Raw genomic sequence first — 17,142 nt, forward strand, 5'->3', positions numbered from 1 at the left:
ATGAAATTACAAACACAGCTTAGTATTGCCTTTACTTCTTTATTGTTAGTCATTATGGCAGTTGTTTGGTATGTCATATACTCCTTAATATTGAATGTTTTAATACAGGATGAACAACGCCAATTGGAACAAACAGGTGAATTGTTAGTCGAAATACTTAATGAACAATATCATACTCAGGATAGTATTCAGCAATTCTATAGTATTTTAGATGATCAAGAATTACAAATGATTTTATACGATAGAAGTCAAAACCGAATACTTTATTCAACCATGCCAAATAAAGTGGTTGAAGGCTTTCATCGTAAAAATAATATTTCGGATTATAGTGAAACGATATGGGACCTAGGAAATGAAAAATTTGTTACTTCTCGAATTTTGATTTTATCTAGAAACTCTGGACTCGAGATGATTCTCCTAACTCCTGTAAGTGATTTGCAAGAAGTTCAGCGAAGTTTTTTTGTTCGGTTATTTCTTGTTTTTCTTGTTGGGCTATTTATTGCGTCGGTTTTAGCACATTATTTCACGAAAAAATTAGTGACACCACTAACTCAATTGAAACGTCAACTAAAGAAAATAGAGAAAAGGCAATTTGATGATATTAAACATATAAAAGCGACAGGTGAAATAAAAGAAGTAGCGGAAAGCGTTTATGAAATGGCGAATGAATTAGAGCGGTATATTAATACACAACAGACATTCTTTCAAAACGCCAGCCATGAATTGAAAACACCTTTAATGACTATTCAAGGATATGCGGAAGGGATAAAAGATGGTATTTTTGACGAAGCGGAAGCAGACAAAGGGCTTGAGGTCATGGTTTCAGAGGTTCTCAGGTTGAAAGGTATTATTAACGAAATGATTCTTCTCGCCAAACTAGATACAGAAGTAAATTCCTACGATCCAACTAACATAAAGGTGGAAGAGATAGTTGGTCAGATTGTTGATCGTGCCTTACCAATAGTAAATGAAAAAGGAATAACTTTAAGCCATCGAGTAGAAAATAATATACAACTATATGCGGATGAGGAAAAATTGTTGAGAGCCTTATTAAATGTAGTTTTCAACGGTATTCGTCACGCAAAATCACAGGTTGTGATTAGTGCTGTTAAGAAAGATGGAGACATTGTCATTAAAATAGAAGATGATGGACCGGGAATTCCTGAAGAGTTTGCTTCGCATATTTTTCATCGATTTGTAAAAGGAAAAGATGGAGAAACGGGTCTCGGATTAGCGATAGCACATACGATCATTGAACATTCAAAAGGAAAGATTGTTGCAGGTAAATCCGATTTGGGTGGTGCGAAATTTACAATAACCTTTACAAAATAGATATTTTTTTTAAAAAGATAATCCATTAAAGCACATTATGTGATATAATTGTCTAGTTTTCATGAAACTTTCTCGTATGACTGGAAGTTCTAAACTACGGAGCAACCAGAAGATTATAGATAAGCACGAACGCTAGAGTGGAACCACTTTAGTGAAGGTTCACTTTCGCAGACAGGAAAGCACAAAAATCTATCCCTCCTGCTTAGGTGCAACTAAGGCATTTGCCTAAAAAGCTTGGCAAATACCAAGTTTTCTAAAAAGGGAGTGTACTTTATGCAATTAAGAGAAGATATACGTAATATCGCCATTATTGCCCACGTAGACCATGGAAAAACGACTCTAGTCGACCAATTATTGAAATACTCCGGAACATTCCGTGAAAATGAACAAGTCGATGAACGGATGATGGATTCTGGTGACATAGAACGTGAACGTGGAATTACCATTTTGGCAAAAAATACAGCAGTAAAATATCATGATACAACGATTAATATTTTAGATACACCGGGACACGCTGACTTCGGTGGAGAAGTAGAACGAATCATGAAAATGGTGGATGGTGTTGCTTTAGTTGTGGATGCCTATGAAGGTACGATGCCACAAACAAGATTTGTACTAAAGAAAGCTTTAGAACAAAAATTAACACCAATCGTTGTGTTAAATAAAATCGATCGTCCTAATGCAAGACCTGCGGAAGTTATTGATGAAGTTCTTGATTTATTCATCGAACTTGGAGCAGACGACGATCAATTAGAGTTCCCGGTTGTTTATGCATCTGCATTAAACGGAACATCTGGATTAGAACCTGATGACCAGAAAGAAACAATGGATCCTTTATTTACGACGATCTTAGATCATATTCCTGCTCCGGTTGATACAAGTGAAGAACCTTTACAGTTTCAAATTACACTACTCGACTACAATGACTATGTAGGTCGAATTGGGGTTGGACGAATTGTTCGAGGAAGCATTAAAGTTGGACAGCAAGTAGTTGTCATGAAACAGGATGGGACACAGAAAAATTTCCGTATCTCCAAATTATTCGGCTTCACTGGTTTGAAACGTATCGAAATTGAAGAAGCTAAATCAGGAGATATTGTAGCGATTTCTGGTTTAGAAGATATTAACGTTGGAGAGACTGTTTGCTCTCAGGAACATCCAGAAGCATTGCCATGGCTTCGAATTGATGAACCAACCTTACAAATGACGTTCTTAGTAAATAACAGCCCTTTTGCGGGTCGCGAAGGTAAATTTATTACATCTAGAAAAATTGAAGAACGTTTAATGAAGCAATTAGAAACAGACGTAAGTTTACGGGTAGATCCAACCGATTCTCCAGACGTATGGACTGTTTCTGGGCGTGGAGAGCTTCACTTATCTATTTTAATTGAAAATATGAGACGTGAAGGCTATGAATTACAACTTTCCAAACCAAAAGTTATCATTAAGGAAGTCGATGGTGTTCCTTGTGAACCAGTAGAACGTGTACAAGTAGATGTTCCAGAAGCATATACTGGTGCTGTAATGGAATCACTAGGTGCACGAAAAGGTGAAATGCTTGATATGGTGAATCATGGTAATGGACAAGTTCGTTTAGAATTTAAAGTTCCTTCTCGTGGACTTTTAGGATACTCTACAGAATTTATGTCCCAAACACATGGTTATGGAATTTTAAATCATACATTTGAAGCATATGAACCTGTTATTAAAGGACAAGTTGGTGGTCGCCGTGAAGGTGTACTAGTTGCCTTAGAAAATGGAAAAGCATCTACTTATGGAATTATGCAATTAGAAGATCGTGGTGTCATTTTCGTTAGCCCTGGTACAGAAGTTTATGCTGGAATGATTGTTGGTGAACATAATCGTGAAAATGATTTAACAGTCAACATTACGAAAGAAAAACACTTAACAAACGTTCGTTCCGCTACGAAAGACCAAACAGCAACGATTCGTAAAACACGCCAAATGTCTTTAGAAGAGGCTCTTCAATATTTAAATGACGATGAATATTGTGAAGTTACTCCTGAATCCATTCGTTTACGTAAAATGATTTTGAATAAAAATGAGCGTGAAAAAGCAGCGAAGCGTAGTAAATAATAAATAAAAATTATTATTAGAGATAGCTTTACCATATTAAATGGTAGGGCTATTTTTTGGTTTTGATAAGATATTAGTGTTTCTATCAAAAGGGCGTTATTAGCTATGTTAATTCCTGTAAAGCAAAAGAATTTCTGAATATTTATGTTAGAATAATAACGGGTTTGTGAAGAATTATTCTTAAGCTAATGGGCGGGTTAGTGCAATGAAACATTTTAATTAGAGATACGTAGAACTATAGTAGAGTAGGTTTCTTTAAAAAATATATTAAGGGGGGAGTAGCGTTGAATAATAAACTAAGAAAATCATCAACGGATAGGGGAGTGGTTGGAGTATGTGGGGGAATTGCCGATTATTTTGGTATTTCTTCATTGGGAGTAAGGCTAATTTTTATTTTTCTACCTGCTAATTTTGTTATTTATTTAATCCTTGCAACAATACTTCCTGATAGCCCTTTGTTATTGTAAAGAAAGAATTAATATGTAGCTAATTGGTGTATTTGTGAAAAGAGGTGGATGTCATAATGGTTTGGATTATTTTATTAGCCATTCTTATTGTGAGTTACTATTTTATAATAAAAAGTAACTCAAAGATTACAGAAAAGTATTTTTCTCTATTATCTCTTGTCTTTGCTGCTTTGACTATTCTTCCAATTTTGAGCGAATCATTTTCCTTTATTTTGAAGTTAAGTTTTTTCTTACCTTTTGTGTTTGGTGTGCTGGGAATAGTTCTTGGGTGGCTAGGAATTAAAGGTGATTTAAGAATAAGTTTAATTGGGTTAAACGTCTTAGCATTGGGTTTTTATTTCATTGTGTTTCTTATGGCGACGGTTGGCTTTCAAGAACCTTAGAGTTAAAAAAGGGCAACGAAGAAAGGTCTTTCAAATGGGAAATCCTAATGTTTTTAACAACTTATCAATTTTTATTTGGAATGTAAAAAAATAAGAGTTATTTTCATCGTCAAAGATAAGTAAGAAAGGTTTTTCCGTCTCAGGAATAATAATTATAACTTCATCAATTAAAGCGTTAATCCATTTATTTTCTAATTGATAAGATGGTTCCAAGGGAATTTTAATCATATAACCTTTGTCTGGAATTGGCTTGAATGCTTTAACGACACCATCGATTTCTTTAATGATTTTCTCAGTCTCTAATTGTATGCTAGAATCCGTTGGTGTTGTTTTTATTATCTCATTTTTTACAATATCCATAATCTCAATACTTTTATTATCCTGAGCATTTACCGTAGATAAATTGAAAAGGAAGAAAACAAGAATTATTGAAAGTAACGTTTTCTGAAGCACCGAATCACCCCAGTTTTAGAGTAACCTAAGATAGAATAATAATACCTAACGGGTGAGGTACTTCAACAAGGAGATTGTGCGTTTATTTTTGAAGTAAAGAACAGTAAAGTAAAAAACAAACTATAAGGGGTGGTTATAAAGATATGAGTAAATTAAGACCATTTTTGTATATAAGTGCTTTGTTATTGATTTTAATTCCAACATCAATTGTTTTAATTGCCGATGCTTCATTTAATTCCCTTTTTAGTTATATCGTGATAAGTATATCTTTAATATTAGTTATGATGGGTAAGACCATAACCGTTTTCGAAAAAAGGAAAGAAGGTAAAAAAACTTCAACTGATATGGGAGCTATCATAGGGCTAACCATTGTTTTACTAATAGTGATTTTTGATAACTAGTTATTTTAAATGATTTTTATTAACTGGTGCTTATCTTTAAGAGAAATAAGTCCCTTTTTCGCTAAAAAGATTGTAGGGAAGTAGCAGAATGGTGGTTCGAAACCTTTTTCAAAGATAAACGTAATATTATTAAATTTATCGTTATAATTTAGGTGGGTGAAAATGAAAAAAAGGAACATTGAATGGGCTTTGTTTACTGGCCTATTTGTTGGAATTGTAATTTTCCTTTCCGAGATTTTAATTCCTAATGCCAACTTTTTTATATCAATGGCTATTTCAGGGTTATCAGCTTTAATCGGTGGTTTGATTGGAAATAAAATAAGATTTTCCCAAAGGAAAGCGAAGAAAATTAATGCAAAATGATTTAATAGTGAGAATTCTCAGGGAAGAGTTATTGTATTAACGAGGGCAATAATGAAATAAAATTGTACTGGAATTAGGAGAATTTTATGAAATAATATTTCAAGTAATAAGTATAAGTAACGGGGGTTTGAAAAATGGGGATAAAAAGGAAGTTAGGAATATTAGTTTTAATGTGTGTTATTGCTGCTTTTACTTTTATCGGGTTTGCACAGAAAGAGCCATACAGTGTAGATGGGGTAGTTGATTCTGTATGGGATAAATATAAAGTGCAAAGTACCCAAATTGGTGGATTTGGGGAATCTAGTGAGGGAGAACCTGCGATTTCCGTAGATGTTTATGATAAAAATGATATACCAAAAGTTGAGAAATACCTAGAAAATAATTTATCTAAAGATGATTTAGCACAATATGAAATAAATGTGTTTTCTAATAAGGGAATACATTATTAAATCAGATTTAAACTATTTTGAGCGTTAATAAGCCCGAAATGGCTGAAGAGATTATCCCTTGCTCATTTTAGGCTTTTTGTTCCTATGTAACCTAGACAGGGCATCTTAAAACTTTGATCAATTTAGATGAATATTTTTTGATTTAAACAAAGTTAAATACTGTCAGACAAAACTTGCCGCTTAATGTCATCAATTATCTTCATTATTTTGAAACTTCTGCTCTAATATTTCTAAAATCAAGATTGTTAGGTAGAAAGAAAAGCCTGCTAGCATGTATGCAACTATGGCATCAGGGGTATATACAAAGTCTTGATTACTATTAACTGTATTGATAAAAATTACAATTCCTCCACCGATAATTCCTGCTAATATGTAATTTAACCATCTTACACCCTTATTAACACGTTCAATTATAAAGGAAGCTGGTACTGCAATGAAAAGAAAAGCTGGTAATGCAAAAATATAAACGAAAGAGAACCCTCCGAAAGAAAAGGTTAGTGGATCATTACTTAATATCATGCCTAGCAGATTATATAGAATAAAAAAGAAAGATAATACGAAAGGAGCTAAGAAAGCGGCTATAACCTTTAGCATGTAATTCCCCCTCTAACGATTCTTACCTGCATACAATAACATAATTTGTAAGGCGATGCACTATACCTAAAATTTAAAACAGATGATTTATTTAGTTTTATATAAAATAGCTTGACAAGTCATTTTATATACGTTAATTAGGTCATGGATATTTTTTAGAAAGGTGTGTTATAATGCCGTAATTCCTTAAACAAGCAATATTATGGGATTATTGAATTGGTCTATTTCATAATTTTGTTGATTATAGGTGCCTATTTTACAAAATATAATGCCAATATATGAAAAGTGATTGTTAAGCTAATTTGTTCATTACTTTAATAGTGAAACTTTAATTTTTCTAATTCGTACATAAGGTACGGAGATTAATATAAATGATGGAGGAGTCAAATATGTCTAAAGAAGTTACTTTCATCTTAGTAATAGTATCTATGGCTATATGGATTACGGTGACTCGAGAGGCTGAAAAACCTTCTAAAGAGATAAACTGGTGGAAAATGATAACCTTACTGTCTGCAGGATCTTTATCTGCATTAGTTACAACCATTACGCTAATTCAAAGCGTATTTTTGTAGGAAAGAGATGGAGGTGTTTGTGTTTGAATTATAGTGAAACATTTATGTTAATTGTTACGGTATTGGCCGTCTGTATGATGTTATACTTCATTATAAAAAAATATAAGTTTAGAAATCTTATCTATATTATGGTGCTACATTCATTGGTTTTATTTGTGACAAGAGTATTCGTTCAAGGTGAAGTTGTTCTTACAGCATTCTTGGATTCCTTTGGTCTTATTCAACTTATTCTTTTTGCTGTATTCTTATTTATGGATTACAAACAGGCGAATACGAGTAGTTAAATACGTTAATGTTTATGTTGTACAAAAAGAATCTTGTTCAAGTAACGGGCGCATTACTAAAGTAAGTGACGATGATTATTTTAGTAACTGGAAGGTCTGTTTGTTAATGAAACATTTTTGAAGGTTTAATTGTACTTAATATGAGGGATAAAAATAGCTTATAAAGATTGAGAGGATAAAGATGCGAAAACAACCAGATAGATTTAAATTTGTTCTATTATTTGGTCTTATCATATCTATTCCATTAGCAATTAACTATTATATATTTAAACTCTTGGTTACTTTTTTCATTAGTTCAATTAGTTGGGACTACTCACTGATGGAATTGCTATTTGTTTCAATTACATCTATTTTTGGGGGATTGTTCTTCGGAGCGTACGTTCAGAGTAAAAGAACAACCAATGTCAATGTATAAGATTTTAAAATTCAATTATATGGTGTTTTAATACAGCAAATAGAACGCAAAAAAAGCAACCTTATCCAATCAACTGGCAGTATTATCGTACAAGTGATGAATAGAGTAAGAAAGGGTGAGTAATGTGTTTCGTAAGTTTAAAAGTAACTTGCAAAGGAGGAAAAAATTTGAAGTAATTGGTATCGGTGACATTATACAATTCAATGGAGGAAAAACCTATACCGTAAAAAGGTACGACAAAGAAAAAGGCAATTATCAGAAGGTACAACTTGAACCTTATAGAGGATATCACCCTATTCCGTTTCCCGGGGATAGACCTTATGAGAATAAGGTATGGGAAAGCATTCGTATTCTGAATTACGAAATGGAACAAAAATCGGATTCTATTTATTCTGTGACTAAAACAAAACAATCCGAAGAACCAGACTTTTATCGATTGTCCATTGAGGATGCTCACGAGAAAGCTATAGAATACAACAAAAATAGGTATAAATGATGTTGATCTTTATATTATAGTGCTATTCCTTCGAGTTTTTTACATTATTTTAAATTTGGGGAGGCTAATAGCCAAAATGAAAACTTTCTTAGTTTTATTACTGGGCTTGGTGGGAATTATTATTGGAGCTACTTTATATGCTATTGAAAACGATGGCGCAGCATTTATAACTAAGTTCATTTTTAAATTATGCGGATTATTAATATTTGTTGGAACAACTTTTTTTGTTCAAAAGTATTGGAAATCAATTGAATTAATTTCATAATTGCTCTTTTTAAAAACACAAAGACCTGCAGAATTTTAAAAATGCATTTTTAAAAATTTCTATTTAAGCGGCTTGTTGTTGATTTAATAATACATTAATACGGTCTACAGCTAATTTTGAAGCATTATAAATAAGCGTCACGATGTCAAAGTGAACTTTTGCGCGTTTTCCGGTACGATAGCGGACATTGTTAAGTTGAAAGAATTCCTTGAGATAGGCATTAACTCGTTCTACAGCCGAACGGCGTTTAAACAGTTTTTTCCAAGCTTCAGAACCACGGGCTGGCGCTGTATATCTCCTAAGGTCTGTAGTGATTTTCACTTTATAAACCTTATGACAGATGCCTTCATTAGCTAAAGGACAGTCACTGTACTCTTTTGGTCTTGTATATTTCAATGTTTCGTATTTGGTGTCAAAGCTATCATATCGATAGGTATGCTCCCGAAAACAGGTTGGGGCAAAGTTTTTATCAAAGCCTATTGGCTCGCTTTCATTTTTCTTATTATAAGCAATGACGGACAGATTTCCCATACGATGGACTTGTTCATAAAATGGTTCATAGTCATAACCAGCATCCATTACCTCATAGCGCAAAAACGGAAGAGGAAGCTCATCCACACCCTTTAATAGTGGGATTGCAGCCTTCCCATCATTCAAACTTCCCGACGAAAAAAGAGACTGTAAAATGTATTGGCTAGATGTACCAACAGCTAAATGTCCTTTGTAGCCGTACCAGAATACATTTTTACCTTCGCTGTTCTTTTTCACACCCCATTTTGGGTCCCTGGGAACTTCAGCACGCAATTCAGCTAAAGGTACGTCCAATTGAGCTTCGATTTTCTTTTCGAAAATGGGAAGATTAGCTTCTTTTTCTGCCTGTTCTATCAGCCATTGTTCCCGCTCATCCTTGGATTTACGCCCACGTTTTTTTGGTTCGGATTTTGGTTTTTCTTCTTTTGGTGGCGCTTGACCACGTGCTTCAAAATGAGTTGCGTCAATAGCTACAGTGTCATCGGTGATAAAGCCTTCCGCTATTGCCTGAAGGACCACTTTTTCTTGTTCCTTTTCGAGGATCTTAGAGTCACTTAGCCTCGTTAAAACTCGAGAATAAGCCGCTTCTGAAGGGGTGTTATCAGAAACAAGAAATCCACAATTCAATTTAAATACAAAGTCGTCATTTAGTCGCTTGATTAAATCTTTTATCGTTGGGATGCGCTCCACAATTCGTACAAACATAGAAATAATCATGGCAGCGTAATTCAGTTCCACGGGTGCACCAAGACGTAACTGTTTGTTTATTTCAAGGTAGATAGAATCTAAATCTACCGCGAAAATAATCGATTCATAACGTTGGGTAGGTTCCATCTCGTATAATTCTTGGATGCCAAATAAGCTTTGTTGTCGTATAATGGTCATAGGAAGTATTCCTCCAGTCTTTTTTTGGTTGTTATAGTCGACTACCATTATACAGGATCTGGGGAGGTACTTCCTTTTTTGTGTTTCAAACCCCTTGGGGCTCAAGGGCTAAGAATTATGAAATTTACTCCTATAACCAAATAAAAAGAAGTACTAATATGAATGAGTATCTATATTTTCAATTTCCAATTCTTTGGCTACATCACTTATGATTTGTCCAAGTTTGTATATAAAAAATAGCAAGGTGATTTTAACTCCTTTGGTATTTTTTGACAGAACCAATATACCTTGTTATTATCAGTTTTGGATTTGTCAATATTTTCATATAAAGTGGGGGGAGAAAGAATGTTTAAGAAAATATTAGGATCCTTGACTTCATTGGTAATGCTATTATCGATTTTTTGAGTCTATGGTCAACAGGTTAGTGCTTCAACAGTAGAATTTACTGAAGAGGTATCTGAAGATTTAGTGCTTGATTATGCTAGTTTTGGCAAGGATTATGAGATTAATGGTGTTAAAGTTTTTGGTGATGACTTCATTGAAAATGAAAAAAACTACCTTAATAGTCGTAATGTATCTTTAGTTAGTACTAATCCAGGTGGGGTTCAAACCTACTCTGTTCCAAGTTACGCTGTAAAAAAATCTCTACAATGGGCTATTAAAAATACTACAACTATTACAAATTATGTTGGTAAAATCCTAGGAAAAGATGCAGCAGTTAAAGTTGGTCAAGTAATGAACTCTCACGTAAAACCAGCTTTGAGAAAGCTAGAAAAGGCGGAAAATTTAACCTATGGTAAAATGGAAACTGCGATTAAAGGAGCACTTGAGGGACCAATTGGTAAAACTCCGGCTAGAATTGCAGCTAGTGTAATTGTAGAAGCCATCAAAATTCTTGCTCCAGTTTAAAATATTAATTAGTGAGGGATAATATGTTCAATGTTTCAGAATTAGAGGCCAGAGTACAAAAAATAGAAGATAGTCTCCCACAAATTGATAGACTTGATCAAGAGGTCTACAGTTTGACTCAAAAACTTGAAAAGGCAACTAATCTACTAATCGATATTATTGAAGAAAAAAATAGGTTAGGTGTTCATGATTTAGAATATGTCTTCTTAAAATTAAATATTGATGGAACTAAGTATCACGAATTACCCTTATTAATTAGTAAAACTGAGAGGGAATTTAGAAAAACAGGTAAATTCCCTACCATCCAGGAATTCCATCAAAAGGTAATTGAATTATTTTCGCTTACTGAAGACGATCAAAAAATCTTCACATTAGAAGTAACTAAAAATGTGCTAGAAAAATTTATGAATGATGAAGATAATACATTTCCTGTTTGTAAAATGATTCTTTCGAGTCACTAGTATTTGAAGAGGCTGGGACATAACTAGCCAAAAATAGTAAAATAAAAGGTTCCAGGCAATAAAAAATTTGCTTGGAACCTTTTTTGTGGCTTTTTTCCATCTTCCGCCATTATTTTACCGTCCATGACGGCGTTTTTTCTCAAGTTCACCGCCATCAACGCAAATGCTAGTTCATTTTTCACCTTCTGTTTTCCCCTGACAGAAAAACGAGTGAAACCCAAATTAGCCTTCAGAAAACCGAACACTGGTTCTACGTCAATTTTACGTTTACCGTAAATTTCACCAGTTTTCTCGTCTGAAAGCTTCGTACGTACATATTCTTTTTGGGCCTCCCACTTTTCGTTCATGTAGACCGTTCGGTTGTTCCCTTCTTTTGCTTTCGTGCATAAATCGCGGAGTGGACAGCCCGAACAGTCCTCACATTCGTACACTTTAAATTCACGGGTGAATCCGTACCTGTCTGTTCGTTTGGAATGATGGCTAAACCGTACCTTCCGTCCATTTGGGCACAGAAAGGTATCTTCGTCCTCCTTATAATCCCAATTATCTACATGAAAAGCGTTGTTCTTATGCTTCTTTTTCTTCTCCTTTCGATATTGATTGTATGTAATAAGTGGTGTCCGATTTCGGTTGTTATTGTATCAGTAAAGTAGACAATTTTAGAAAGTGTCCTATTCATTTGATAATCTTATAGTAGAAAAAGATAGAAATTAGGGGATGAATATGGCAAGACAACTAAAAAGATACAGTTATGAATTAAAGAAAACAGTAGTTGAAAAATATTTCGAGGGGCACGCGATCCGTGATTTGATAAAAGAATATAACATTAGTGCACCTCGAGTAGCGAATCGTTGGGTTAATAAAGTACGTGAAGGAGGTTATGAAGCGTTAAAAGATACAAGAGGTATGAAAAGCATAGGTAAACAGAAACGAAAAGAAGAGGAAACCAAAGATGAAATTATCGAAAGACAAGCATTACAAATTGAATATTTAAAAAAGCTTTTGGAGCTGGAAAGGATGTGAGAAAGCAGAAAGAGGTACAATTTTCCTTTATAGAAGCGAATGAGAAAGATTATCCTGTTACGATGTTAGTTCAACTGACTGATGTATCACGATCTGGTTATTATAAATGGAAAAAACGTGGAGGGGGTAGTGTTCAGGCACAAAGGGATGAAGAATTATACAACTACATCATCAAATTACATCATAAACATCGTGGTACGTTGGGGAGAAAAAGAATGAAAATGGCATTAAAAGATGAATATGGCATTGAGGTTGGAGAGAGGCGTGTATCCAAGATCATGCGGAAATATGGTATTCGTTGTAAAATCCGTCAAAGGCGTTCTGTCAAGCGTAACGAAATAAATAAAAAAGTACCTAATCTATTAAACCGCAACTTTCAAGCGAAGAAACCTGGAATAAAGTTTGCGATTGATATTACCTATTTACCAGTGGAAAAGGGACCAAACAAATATATTTATCTGTGTGCGATTAAAGATTTATTTCATGACGAGATTGTGGCGTATGCAATTAGTCATCGTCAAGATATAGAACTTGTGTACGAAGCATTAAATCGTTTAAAAGAAAAAAAGTTTGTGAAAGGTGCCATTCTACATAGTGATCAAGGCACACAATTCACAAACGCTGGTTATCAAATGCGTGTCAAAGAGATGGGCCTCACCCCATCTATGTCTCGCAAAGGCAATTGCTGGGACAACGCATGCATTGAGAACTTCTTTAGTCATTACAAGTGTGAAATAGAATGCTTCTTTGAAAATGCAAAGAATGTATTTGAAGTTCAAAATGCGGCAAACCAATATATCCATTACTTTAATCATAATCGAATCAACACAAAATTACAAACAAGTCCCGTAAAATACATCAAGCGTTATGCCAGTTAAAAATGCATGCAGGGAGCCACAGCGGAGCTGCTTGCCCTTGCCAGGCATGCCTCTTCTTGGCGATTCGTTGTGTTGGGGATAGGGGCCCCGACCAACGAGAGCTTAGAAGAGATGGTTCGTGGTACGCTGTGTGTGCGAATAGGGAGCTTTAATAGCTTTATTTTTCCCGATTCGCCACTTTATTCACCACCACGAACCCAAATGCCTGGCAAGGGTGGTGGATATGATAAGAGCTCAAATATTTGGTAAGACAATGTATTGAGTAAAAATTTAGAGACACTTCAGTACTGTCTACTTGACAGAACCAGGTGCAAGCGCGCTCATGGACGTTTCAAGGTAAAAAGAGAAGCGCTTTGTCCGTGATGGGCTCGCTCATGGACGTTTCAAAGTAAAAAGAGGGGCATTTTGTCCGTGATCCATTGATATCATTTAGCTAACCCCTAACCAATGGAAGAGTACAACATCGGAATGAACCACCCGATTTAATGATTTCAGAAAACTCTACCTCTTTAACATCAAATCCTCGACGGCTTAATTCCTTGTTCAAACGTTTGTTTGAAGAAATACTAATTAGTTTTTTATTACCAATGGAAAGGACATTGGGGCCTAAAGAAAATTGTTCCTCTTCCGTTACGTCAATTAGATGATAATGTTGTTGTAAATCTTTAAGAGAAGATTCGTTGATCCCAGGTTTAAAAATAATTGCTGTGTCAGGACTGATGATATTAAACGAACAATCCAAATGAAGAATATCTTTTCGGATTGGGACAGGAATTACCTGAAAATCCGAAAGTATGGTCTGTAAGTGGTGGATAGCAGGAAGCGTGGTTCGATTGCTTACCCCGACCCATACTTTGTTGTTATCTACTATTACATCTCCGCCTTCTATGGACTTTGTTTGGATTTGATGAAATGGAATTTTCCTTTCATCTAGCCATTCTTTTAATACATTACTTTCAGGTTTCCTTAAGTCTTTGTTTAATGCAGCAAGAAAAAACTTATTCCCTAGGGTAAAACCAATATCTCGTGTGAACACCTGCTCATTTAATTCCTTTTTCGGCTCAAAAGAAATGACATGAATTCCTTCGTTCTTTAATGTTTCAATAAAATGAGTATGTTGCTTCATGGCGACAGCAGTATTAATATTTTCTTGAATGTAATGCCGTTGCGTTACATTAATCACATCTGTTATTTTCATGAAGTTAGGTGGAACAACAATAACATGCTTTAACGGATCGTATTCATTAAAGCAACTAATACGGAAATTCTGGTCCAATGTTGGATTTTCCATTTTGTTTCCTCCCAATGATTAGATTGAACGAGGGATTACTTGGACTCTGATTCTCTTTCCTTTTTATCATTAGGTATATATTTTGTGAAATATACAGCGAAAATAAGGGAAATAAAAGCTAGTCCCCAACCTACCATCCCACTCCAATACAGGTCTAAACCGATCCCGATGATAATAAACACGATGCTAAGCAAAATAAGAATGACAGTAAGATAGCGTTTCACTATTTTCCCTCCTTAAGACCTTCACTATATATTTTATATCCTTTTTGTTAAAAAATGTTAAGTAACCTTCATAGTATACCAAAACAATGGGTTAAACATGCCAATAGGGGGGTGCTAATCAGGGGAAAATGATTGTTATAAGAAGAACTGGGATTATCCCGCCTGCAAAGTGGACTTTTGTATGCAATAATCATTTAATCATGATATTACAATCATATACCTCGACTCAAGCGATGAATACAATTAGCATATTCAAAGAGAAAATAAAAGTCGCAACAACATGGATAAGATGTGTCCCAATGGTCAATAGAGTAGTATTTCCTAAAGTTAGAAATGCTCATCTGTTTGATGAGCATTACTTTGTTATTCTATATTTGTTGTTAATGATGACTTTAACGATGTACAGAGCTACGCCAATGATGATGATTGTTAGTGAATGAATATTTATTGTTCTACCAAAGTCAGGTGTTATAATAAAGATACAGACTGATAATCCTATATAGGCCGTACAAATCAGCCAAACTTGTAGGAATTCAACCCACTTTTTAGTTTTCTTTTCTTTAAACGAGGAGTTTTTTAACCATCTTATTATAATCATGATAGTTACTGCTAGTAATATCATATTTATAACTACAATAAGTAATCCGGAGCCGATTGGAATAGAAAAATAATTGTTACCTAGGCCAAAAAAGTAATAAAGGCCAAATCCAATCACACCTTGAAAGATAAGGATAATAGATGCCAAATCGAGAATCAGAAAGGCAATGAACGATACATTTTTGGAAGTTTTTTCTCCTGGTATTTCCGATATTAATTCATTACAATAAGCTTTTAAATCTTCTCCAAATACCTCTTTAGCTGTTTGCCCATTACGATCAGCTTCTAGTAAATGCTCCAATAATTCTAGAAGTACTTCTTCTGTTTGTTGTTCCGATTTATTTGTGGATAACCGAATGTAAGATAACATATCCTCATAATATTCCTTATTAACCTCACTTAGTAGTTCTCTTTTTTCGTTATTTAACTTAATAATATCTTTTGCATCCATATTATTCCCTTCCTTTGTTTAAGATGGATTCCACAGGTTCCTTAATGGACTCCCATTGTTCGATAAAATTATGTAGTGATTGTTTTCCTTCTTCTGTTAGTTGATAATATTTTCTCTTTGGTCCAGAGTCGGAGTCTTTCATTTCACCAACAATTAATTTTTCTTTTTGAAGTCGGAGTAAGATAGGGTAAATAGAACCCTCGCTTACATTAGATAGACCATATTCCTGTAACCTCATTGATAATTCGTAGCCATAAGTGGGAGTTGTTTTAATAATAGATAAGATACACCCTTCTAAAACGCCTTTTAGTAATTGACTACGCCTAGACATGAAAAACACCTACCTTGTATAGCCATATAGTTACCTAAAAATATTAGCTATCTTGTTTTGCAAAGTAGCTTTGTTTTATATTATAAAGTATTTCGTATTCTTTTTAAAGAATTTTTGATATGATATTTTCAGCTATTACTTTTTAATAAAAAGGAGCTTTATATTTTATGGAATGGAAAAATATTTACCGTGGTTTAATTATGGGGGCAAGTGATGTCATACCAGGAGTTAGTGGGGGGACCATTGCTGTATTACTTGGTATTTATGACAGATTAATTGCTGCAATAAACGGTTTTCTAGGAAAAGAGTGGAAGAAACATTTAGGATTTTTAATTCCTTTAGGTATAGGAATGGTTACCGCTATATTTCTATTGGCTAATGTGATTGAATGGTTATTTGAACATTATCCTGCTCCAACCAAATTTTTCTTTTTAGGTTTGATTCTTGGTGTATTGCCTTTCTTGTTTCATAAAGCAGATGCAAAGAATACCTTTAAAGCAAAGCATTTTATATTATTAGCAATTGGTATTATTATCGTTGGTTCCATGGCATTTTTCAGCCCGTCAGAGGGAGATGTTATTAAAAATATAACAGGAACGACTTATATTTTACTTTTTGTTTCTGGTTTTATTGCAAGTAGCGCGATGATTCTTCCAGGTATTAGTGGGTCTTTTATGTTATTACTTCTAGGTATGTATACGACAATCATCTCCGCAATAAGTAATTTACAATTCGATATTATTATTGTAACAGGTATAGGAATTGTGCTGGGAATTTTATTTATGAGTAAAGTAATTAATTACTTTTTAGAAAATCATTACACCGTAACCTTTGCCATTATTATTGGACTAGTAATCGGATCTGTTTTTGTAGTATTTCCTGGCTTTCCTTCAGAAACATCATTAATATTGTTGAGTATCCTAACATTTGCAGTCGGATTATTTGTTGCTTATATACTTGGTAGAGTAGAATATAAGTAAAATAACAAGG

Annotated in this window: 24 protein-coding genes and 1 pseudogene; 17 read left to right on the forward strand and 8 right to left on the reverse strand. The window is 34.2% G+C overall.

The window, feature by feature from the left end:
- From MHI02_RS03205 to MHI02_RS03220, 4 genes are all read left to right on the forward strand, one after another.
- Nucleotides 1–1,332 (forward strand): sensor histidine kinase, encoded by a 1,332-nt coding sequence (locus MHI02_RS03205; protein WP_341165628.1) that lies wholly within the window; start codon nucleotides 1–3, stop codon nucleotides 1,330–1,332.
- Between the two features lie 273 nt (nucleotides 1,333–1,605).
- Nucleotides 1,606–3,429, forward strand: a complete 1,824-nt coding sequence (gene typA / locus MHI02_RS03210) for a translational GTPase TypA (RefSeq protein ID WP_047183632.1) — start codon at nucleotides 1,606–1,608, stop codon at nucleotides 3,427–3,429.
- 284 nt (nucleotides 3,430–3,713) lie between these two features.
- On the forward strand, nucleotides 3,714–3,896 hold the full coding sequence (locus tag MHI02_RS03215) for a PspC domain-containing protein (RefSeq protein WP_047183631.1): 183 nt from the start codon (nucleotides 3,714–3,716) through the stop codon (nucleotides 3,894–3,896).
- Between the two features lie 56 nt (nucleotides 3,897–3,952).
- A complete protein-coding gene (locus MHI02_RS03220; RefSeq protein ID WP_047183630.1) occupies nucleotides 3,953–4,279 on the forward strand; it encodes a hypothetical protein in 327 nt (108 codons plus the stop codon).
- Between the two features lie 30 nt (nucleotides 4,280–4,309).
- Here the strand turns inward: MHI02_RS03220 and MHI02_RS03225 are convergent, their stop codons facing one another.
- Nucleotides 4,310–4,732: a hypothetical protein gene (locus MHI02_RS03225; protein WP_060667835.1), complete on the reverse strand. Its 423-nt coding sequence runs from the start codon at nucleotides 4,730–4,732 to the stop codon at nucleotides 4,310–4,312.
- A 143-nt stretch (nucleotides 4,733–4,875) separates the two neighbouring features.
- Here MHI02_RS03225 and MHI02_RS03230 point away from each other — a divergent pair, with 143 nt between their 5' ends.
- The 3 genes from MHI02_RS03230 to MHI02_RS03240 all read left to right on the forward strand — a co-directional run bounded on the left by MHI02_RS03230 (nucleotide 4,876) and on the right by MHI02_RS03240 (nucleotide 5,945).
- The gene (locus MHI02_RS03230) at nucleotides 4,876–5,133 is read left to right on the forward strand and encodes a hypothetical protein (protein WP_047183629.1); all 258 of its coding nucleotides are present in this window, start codon (nucleotides 4,876–4,878) and stop codon (nucleotides 5,131–5,133) included.
- 162 nt (nucleotides 5,134–5,295) lie between these two features.
- The gene (locus MHI02_RS03235; RefSeq protein ID WP_047184966.1) at nucleotides 5,296–5,496 is read left to right on the forward strand and encodes a hypothetical protein; all 201 of its coding nucleotides are present in this window, start codon (nucleotides 5,296–5,298) and stop codon (nucleotides 5,494–5,496) included.
- Nucleotides 5,497–5,630: 134 nt separating this feature from the next.
- On the forward strand, nucleotides 5,631–5,945 hold the full coding sequence (locus tag MHI02_RS03240; protein WP_047184967.1) for a hypothetical protein: 315 nt from the start codon (nucleotides 5,631–5,633) through the stop codon (nucleotides 5,943–5,945).
- Between the two features lie 189 nt (nucleotides 5,946–6,134).
- On the opposite strand, the gene MHI02_RS03245 is transcribed toward MHI02_RS03240, so the two are convergent.
- Nucleotides 6,135–6,539, reverse strand: a complete 405-nt coding sequence (locus MHI02_RS03245) for a hypothetical protein (RefSeq protein ID WP_047184968.1) — start codon at nucleotides 6,537–6,539, stop codon at nucleotides 6,135–6,137.
- A 389-nt stretch (nucleotides 6,540–6,928) separates the two neighbouring features.
- Between MHI02_RS03245 and MHI02_RS03250 the strand changes: the two genes are divergently transcribed.
- The 5 genes from MHI02_RS03250 (at nucleotide 6,929) to MHI02_RS03270 (ending at nucleotide 8,571) form a co-directional block, all read left to right on the forward strand.
- Nucleotides 6,929–7,111: a hypothetical protein gene (locus MHI02_RS03250; RefSeq protein ID WP_047184969.1), complete on the forward strand. Its 183-nt coding sequence runs from the start codon at nucleotides 6,929–6,931 to the stop codon at nucleotides 7,109–7,111.
- A gap of 23 nt (nucleotides 7,112–7,134) precedes the next feature.
- The gene (locus MHI02_RS03255) at nucleotides 7,135–7,395 is read left to right on the forward strand and encodes a hypothetical protein (RefSeq protein ID WP_047184970.1); all 261 of its coding nucleotides are present in this window, start codon (nucleotides 7,135–7,137) and stop codon (nucleotides 7,393–7,395) included.
- 181 nt (nucleotides 7,396–7,576) lie between these two features.
- Entirely contained in the window at nucleotides 7,577–7,810 is a 234-nt protein-coding gene (locus MHI02_RS03260; RefSeq protein WP_047184971.1) for a hypothetical protein, read from the forward strand.
- A 124-nt stretch (nucleotides 7,811–7,934) separates the two neighbouring features.
- Entirely contained in the window at nucleotides 7,935–8,306 is a 372-nt protein-coding gene (locus MHI02_RS03265) for a hypothetical protein (RefSeq protein WP_047184972.1), read from the forward strand.
- A 76-nt stretch (nucleotides 8,307–8,382) separates the two neighbouring features.
- Entirely contained in the window at nucleotides 8,383–8,571 is a 189-nt protein-coding gene (locus MHI02_RS03270; protein ID WP_047184973.1) for a hypothetical protein, read from the forward strand.
- A 63-nt stretch (nucleotides 8,572–8,634) separates the two neighbouring features.
- Here MHI02_RS03270 and MHI02_RS03275 read toward each other — a convergent pair whose 3' ends face one another.
- Nucleotides 8,635–9,987, reverse strand: coding sequence for an IS1182 family transposase (locus MHI02_RS03275; RefSeq protein WP_047184974.1), 1,353 nt, complete (start codon nucleotides 9,985–9,987; stop codon nucleotides 8,635–8,637).
- A gap of 468 nt (nucleotides 9,988–10,455) precedes the next feature.
- Between MHI02_RS03275 and MHI02_RS03280 the strand changes: the two genes are divergently transcribed.
- A complete protein-coding gene (locus tag MHI02_RS03280; protein WP_216884275.1) occupies nucleotides 10,456–10,896 on the forward strand; it encodes a hypothetical protein in 441 nt (146 codons plus the stop codon).
- A gap of 23 nt (nucleotides 10,897–10,919) precedes the next feature.
- Nucleotides 10,920–11,357: a hypothetical protein gene (locus tag MHI02_RS03285; RefSeq protein WP_047184976.1), complete on the forward strand. Its 438-nt coding sequence runs from the start codon at nucleotides 10,920–10,922 to the stop codon at nucleotides 11,355–11,357.
- 127 nt (nucleotides 11,358–11,484) lie between these two features.
- On the opposite strand, the pseudogene MHI02_RS03290 reads toward MHI02_RS03285, so the two are convergent.
- Nucleotides 11,485–11,992: pseudogene (locus MHI02_RS03290) on the reverse strand (transposase); the annotation flags it as partial.
- An 88-nt stretch (nucleotides 11,993–12,080) separates the two neighbouring features.
- On the opposite strand from MHI02_RS03290, the gene MHI02_RS03295 reads away from it, so the two are divergent.
- Nucleotides 12,081–12,380 (forward strand): helix-turn-helix domain-containing protein, encoded by a 300-nt coding sequence (locus tag MHI02_RS03295; protein WP_052771711.1) that lies wholly within the window; start codon nucleotides 12,081–12,083, stop codon nucleotides 12,378–12,380.
- Nucleotides 12,377–13,258 (forward strand): IS3 family transposase, encoded by an 882-nt coding sequence (locus MHI02_RS03300; protein ID WP_052771788.1) that lies wholly within the window; start codon nucleotides 12,377–12,379, stop codon nucleotides 13,256–13,258. Before MHI02_RS03295 ends, MHI02_RS03300 begins: the two co-directional genes overlap by 4 nt.
- A 433-nt stretch (nucleotides 13,259–13,691) precedes the next feature.
- On the opposite strand, the gene MHI02_RS03305 is transcribed toward MHI02_RS03300, so the two are convergent.
- From MHI02_RS03305 to MHI02_RS03320, 4 genes are all read right to left on the reverse strand, one after another.
- The gene (locus tag MHI02_RS03305) at nucleotides 13,692–14,549 is read right to left on the reverse strand and encodes a dimethylarginine dimethylaminohydrolase family protein (protein ID WP_341165629.1); all 858 of its coding nucleotides are present in this window, start codon (nucleotides 14,547–14,549) and stop codon (nucleotides 13,692–13,694) included.
- A 35-nt stretch (nucleotides 14,550–14,584) separates the two neighbouring features.
- Nucleotides 14,585–14,773, reverse strand: a complete 189-nt coding sequence (locus MHI02_RS03310; protein WP_047186214.1) for a hypothetical protein — start codon at nucleotides 14,771–14,773, stop codon at nucleotides 14,585–14,587.
- Nucleotides 14,774–15,128: 355 nt separating this feature from the next.
- Nucleotides 15,129–15,821, reverse strand: a complete 693-nt coding sequence (locus MHI02_RS03315; RefSeq protein WP_047186213.1) for a DUF1129 family protein — start codon at nucleotides 15,819–15,821, stop codon at nucleotides 15,129–15,131.
- Nucleotide 15,822: 1 nt separating this feature from the next.
- A complete protein-coding gene (locus MHI02_RS03320; RefSeq protein WP_047186212.1) occupies nucleotides 15,823–16,152 on the reverse strand; it encodes a PadR family transcriptional regulator in 330 nt (109 codons plus the stop codon).
- Nucleotides 16,153–16,319: 167 nt separating this feature from the next.
- On the opposite strand from MHI02_RS03320, the gene MHI02_RS03325 reads away from it, so the two are divergent.
- Nucleotides 16,320–17,132: a DUF368 domain-containing protein gene (locus MHI02_RS03325; RefSeq protein WP_047186211.1), complete on the forward strand. Its 813-nt coding sequence runs from the start codon at nucleotides 16,320–16,322 to the stop codon at nucleotides 17,130–17,132.
- The last annotated feature ends 10 nt before the right edge of the window (nucleotides 17,133–17,142 follow it).

It is taken from the genome of Oceanobacillus sp. FSL K6-0118 (assembly GCF_038006665.1).
Classification (GTDB): domain Bacteria; phylum Bacillota; class Bacilli; order Bacillales; family Amphibacillaceae; genus Oceanobacillus; species Oceanobacillus caeni.

Coding starts and splice junctions, on each gene's coding strand:
- MHI02_RS03205 (WP_341165628.1), top strand. CDS start 1: ATGAAATTACAAACACAGCTTAGTATTGCCTTTACTTCTTTATTGTTA.
- typA (WP_047183632.1), top strand. CDS start 1,606: ATGCAATTAAGAGAAGATATACGTAATATCGCCATTATTGCCCACGTA.
- MHI02_RS03220 (WP_047183630.1), top strand. CDS start 3,953: ATGGTTTGGATTATTTTATTAGCCATTCTTATTGTGAGTTACTATTTT.
- MHI02_RS03230 (WP_047183629.1), top strand. CDS start 4,876: ATGAGTAAATTAAGACCATTTTTGTATATAAGTGCTTTGTTATTGATT.
- MHI02_RS03235 (WP_047184966.1), top strand. CDS start 5,296: ATGAAAAAAAGGAACATTGAATGGGCTTTGTTTACTGGCCTATTTGTT.
- MHI02_RS03240 (WP_047184967.1), top strand. CDS start 5,631: ATGGGGATAAAAAGGAAGTTAGGAATATTAGTTTTAATGTGTGTTATT.
- MHI02_RS03245 (WP_047184968.1), bottom strand. CDS start 6,539: ATGCTAAAGGTTATAGCCGCTTTCTTAGCTCCTTTCGTATTATCTTTC.
- MHI02_RS03250 (WP_047184969.1), top strand. CDS start 6,929: ATGTCTAAAGAAGTTACTTTCATCTTAGTAATAGTATCTATGGCTATA.
- MHI02_RS03260 (WP_047184971.1), top strand. CDS start 7,577: ATGCGAAAACAACCAGATAGATTTAAATTTGTTCTATTATTTGGTCTT.
- MHI02_RS03270 (WP_047184973.1), top strand. CDS start 8,383: ATGAAAACTTTCTTAGTTTTATTACTGGGCTTGGTGGGAATTATTATT.
- MHI02_RS03275 (WP_047184974.1), bottom strand. CDS start 9,987: ATGACCATTATACGACAACAAAGCTTATTTGGCATCCAAGAATTATAC.
- MHI02_RS03285 (WP_047184976.1), top strand. CDS start 10,920: ATGTTCAATGTTTCAGAATTAGAGGCCAGAGTACAAAAAATAGAAGAT.
- MHI02_RS03295 (WP_052771711.1), top strand. CDS start 12,081: ATGGCAAGACAACTAAAAAGATACAGTTATGAATTAAAGAAAACAGTA.
- MHI02_RS03305 (WP_341165629.1), bottom strand. CDS start 14,549: ATGGAAAATCCAACATTGGACCAGAATTTCCGTATTAGTTGCTTTAAT.
- MHI02_RS03315 (WP_047186213.1), bottom strand. CDS start 15,821: ATGGATGCAAAAGATATTATTAAGTTAAATAACGAAAAAAGAGAACTA.
- MHI02_RS03320 (WP_047186212.1), bottom strand. CDS start 16,152: ATGTCTAGGCGTAGTCAATTACTAAAAGGCGTTTTAGAAGGGTGTATC.
- MHI02_RS03325 (WP_047186211.1), top strand. CDS start 16,320: ATGGAATGGAAAAATATTTACCGTGGTTTAATTATGGGGGCAAGTGAT.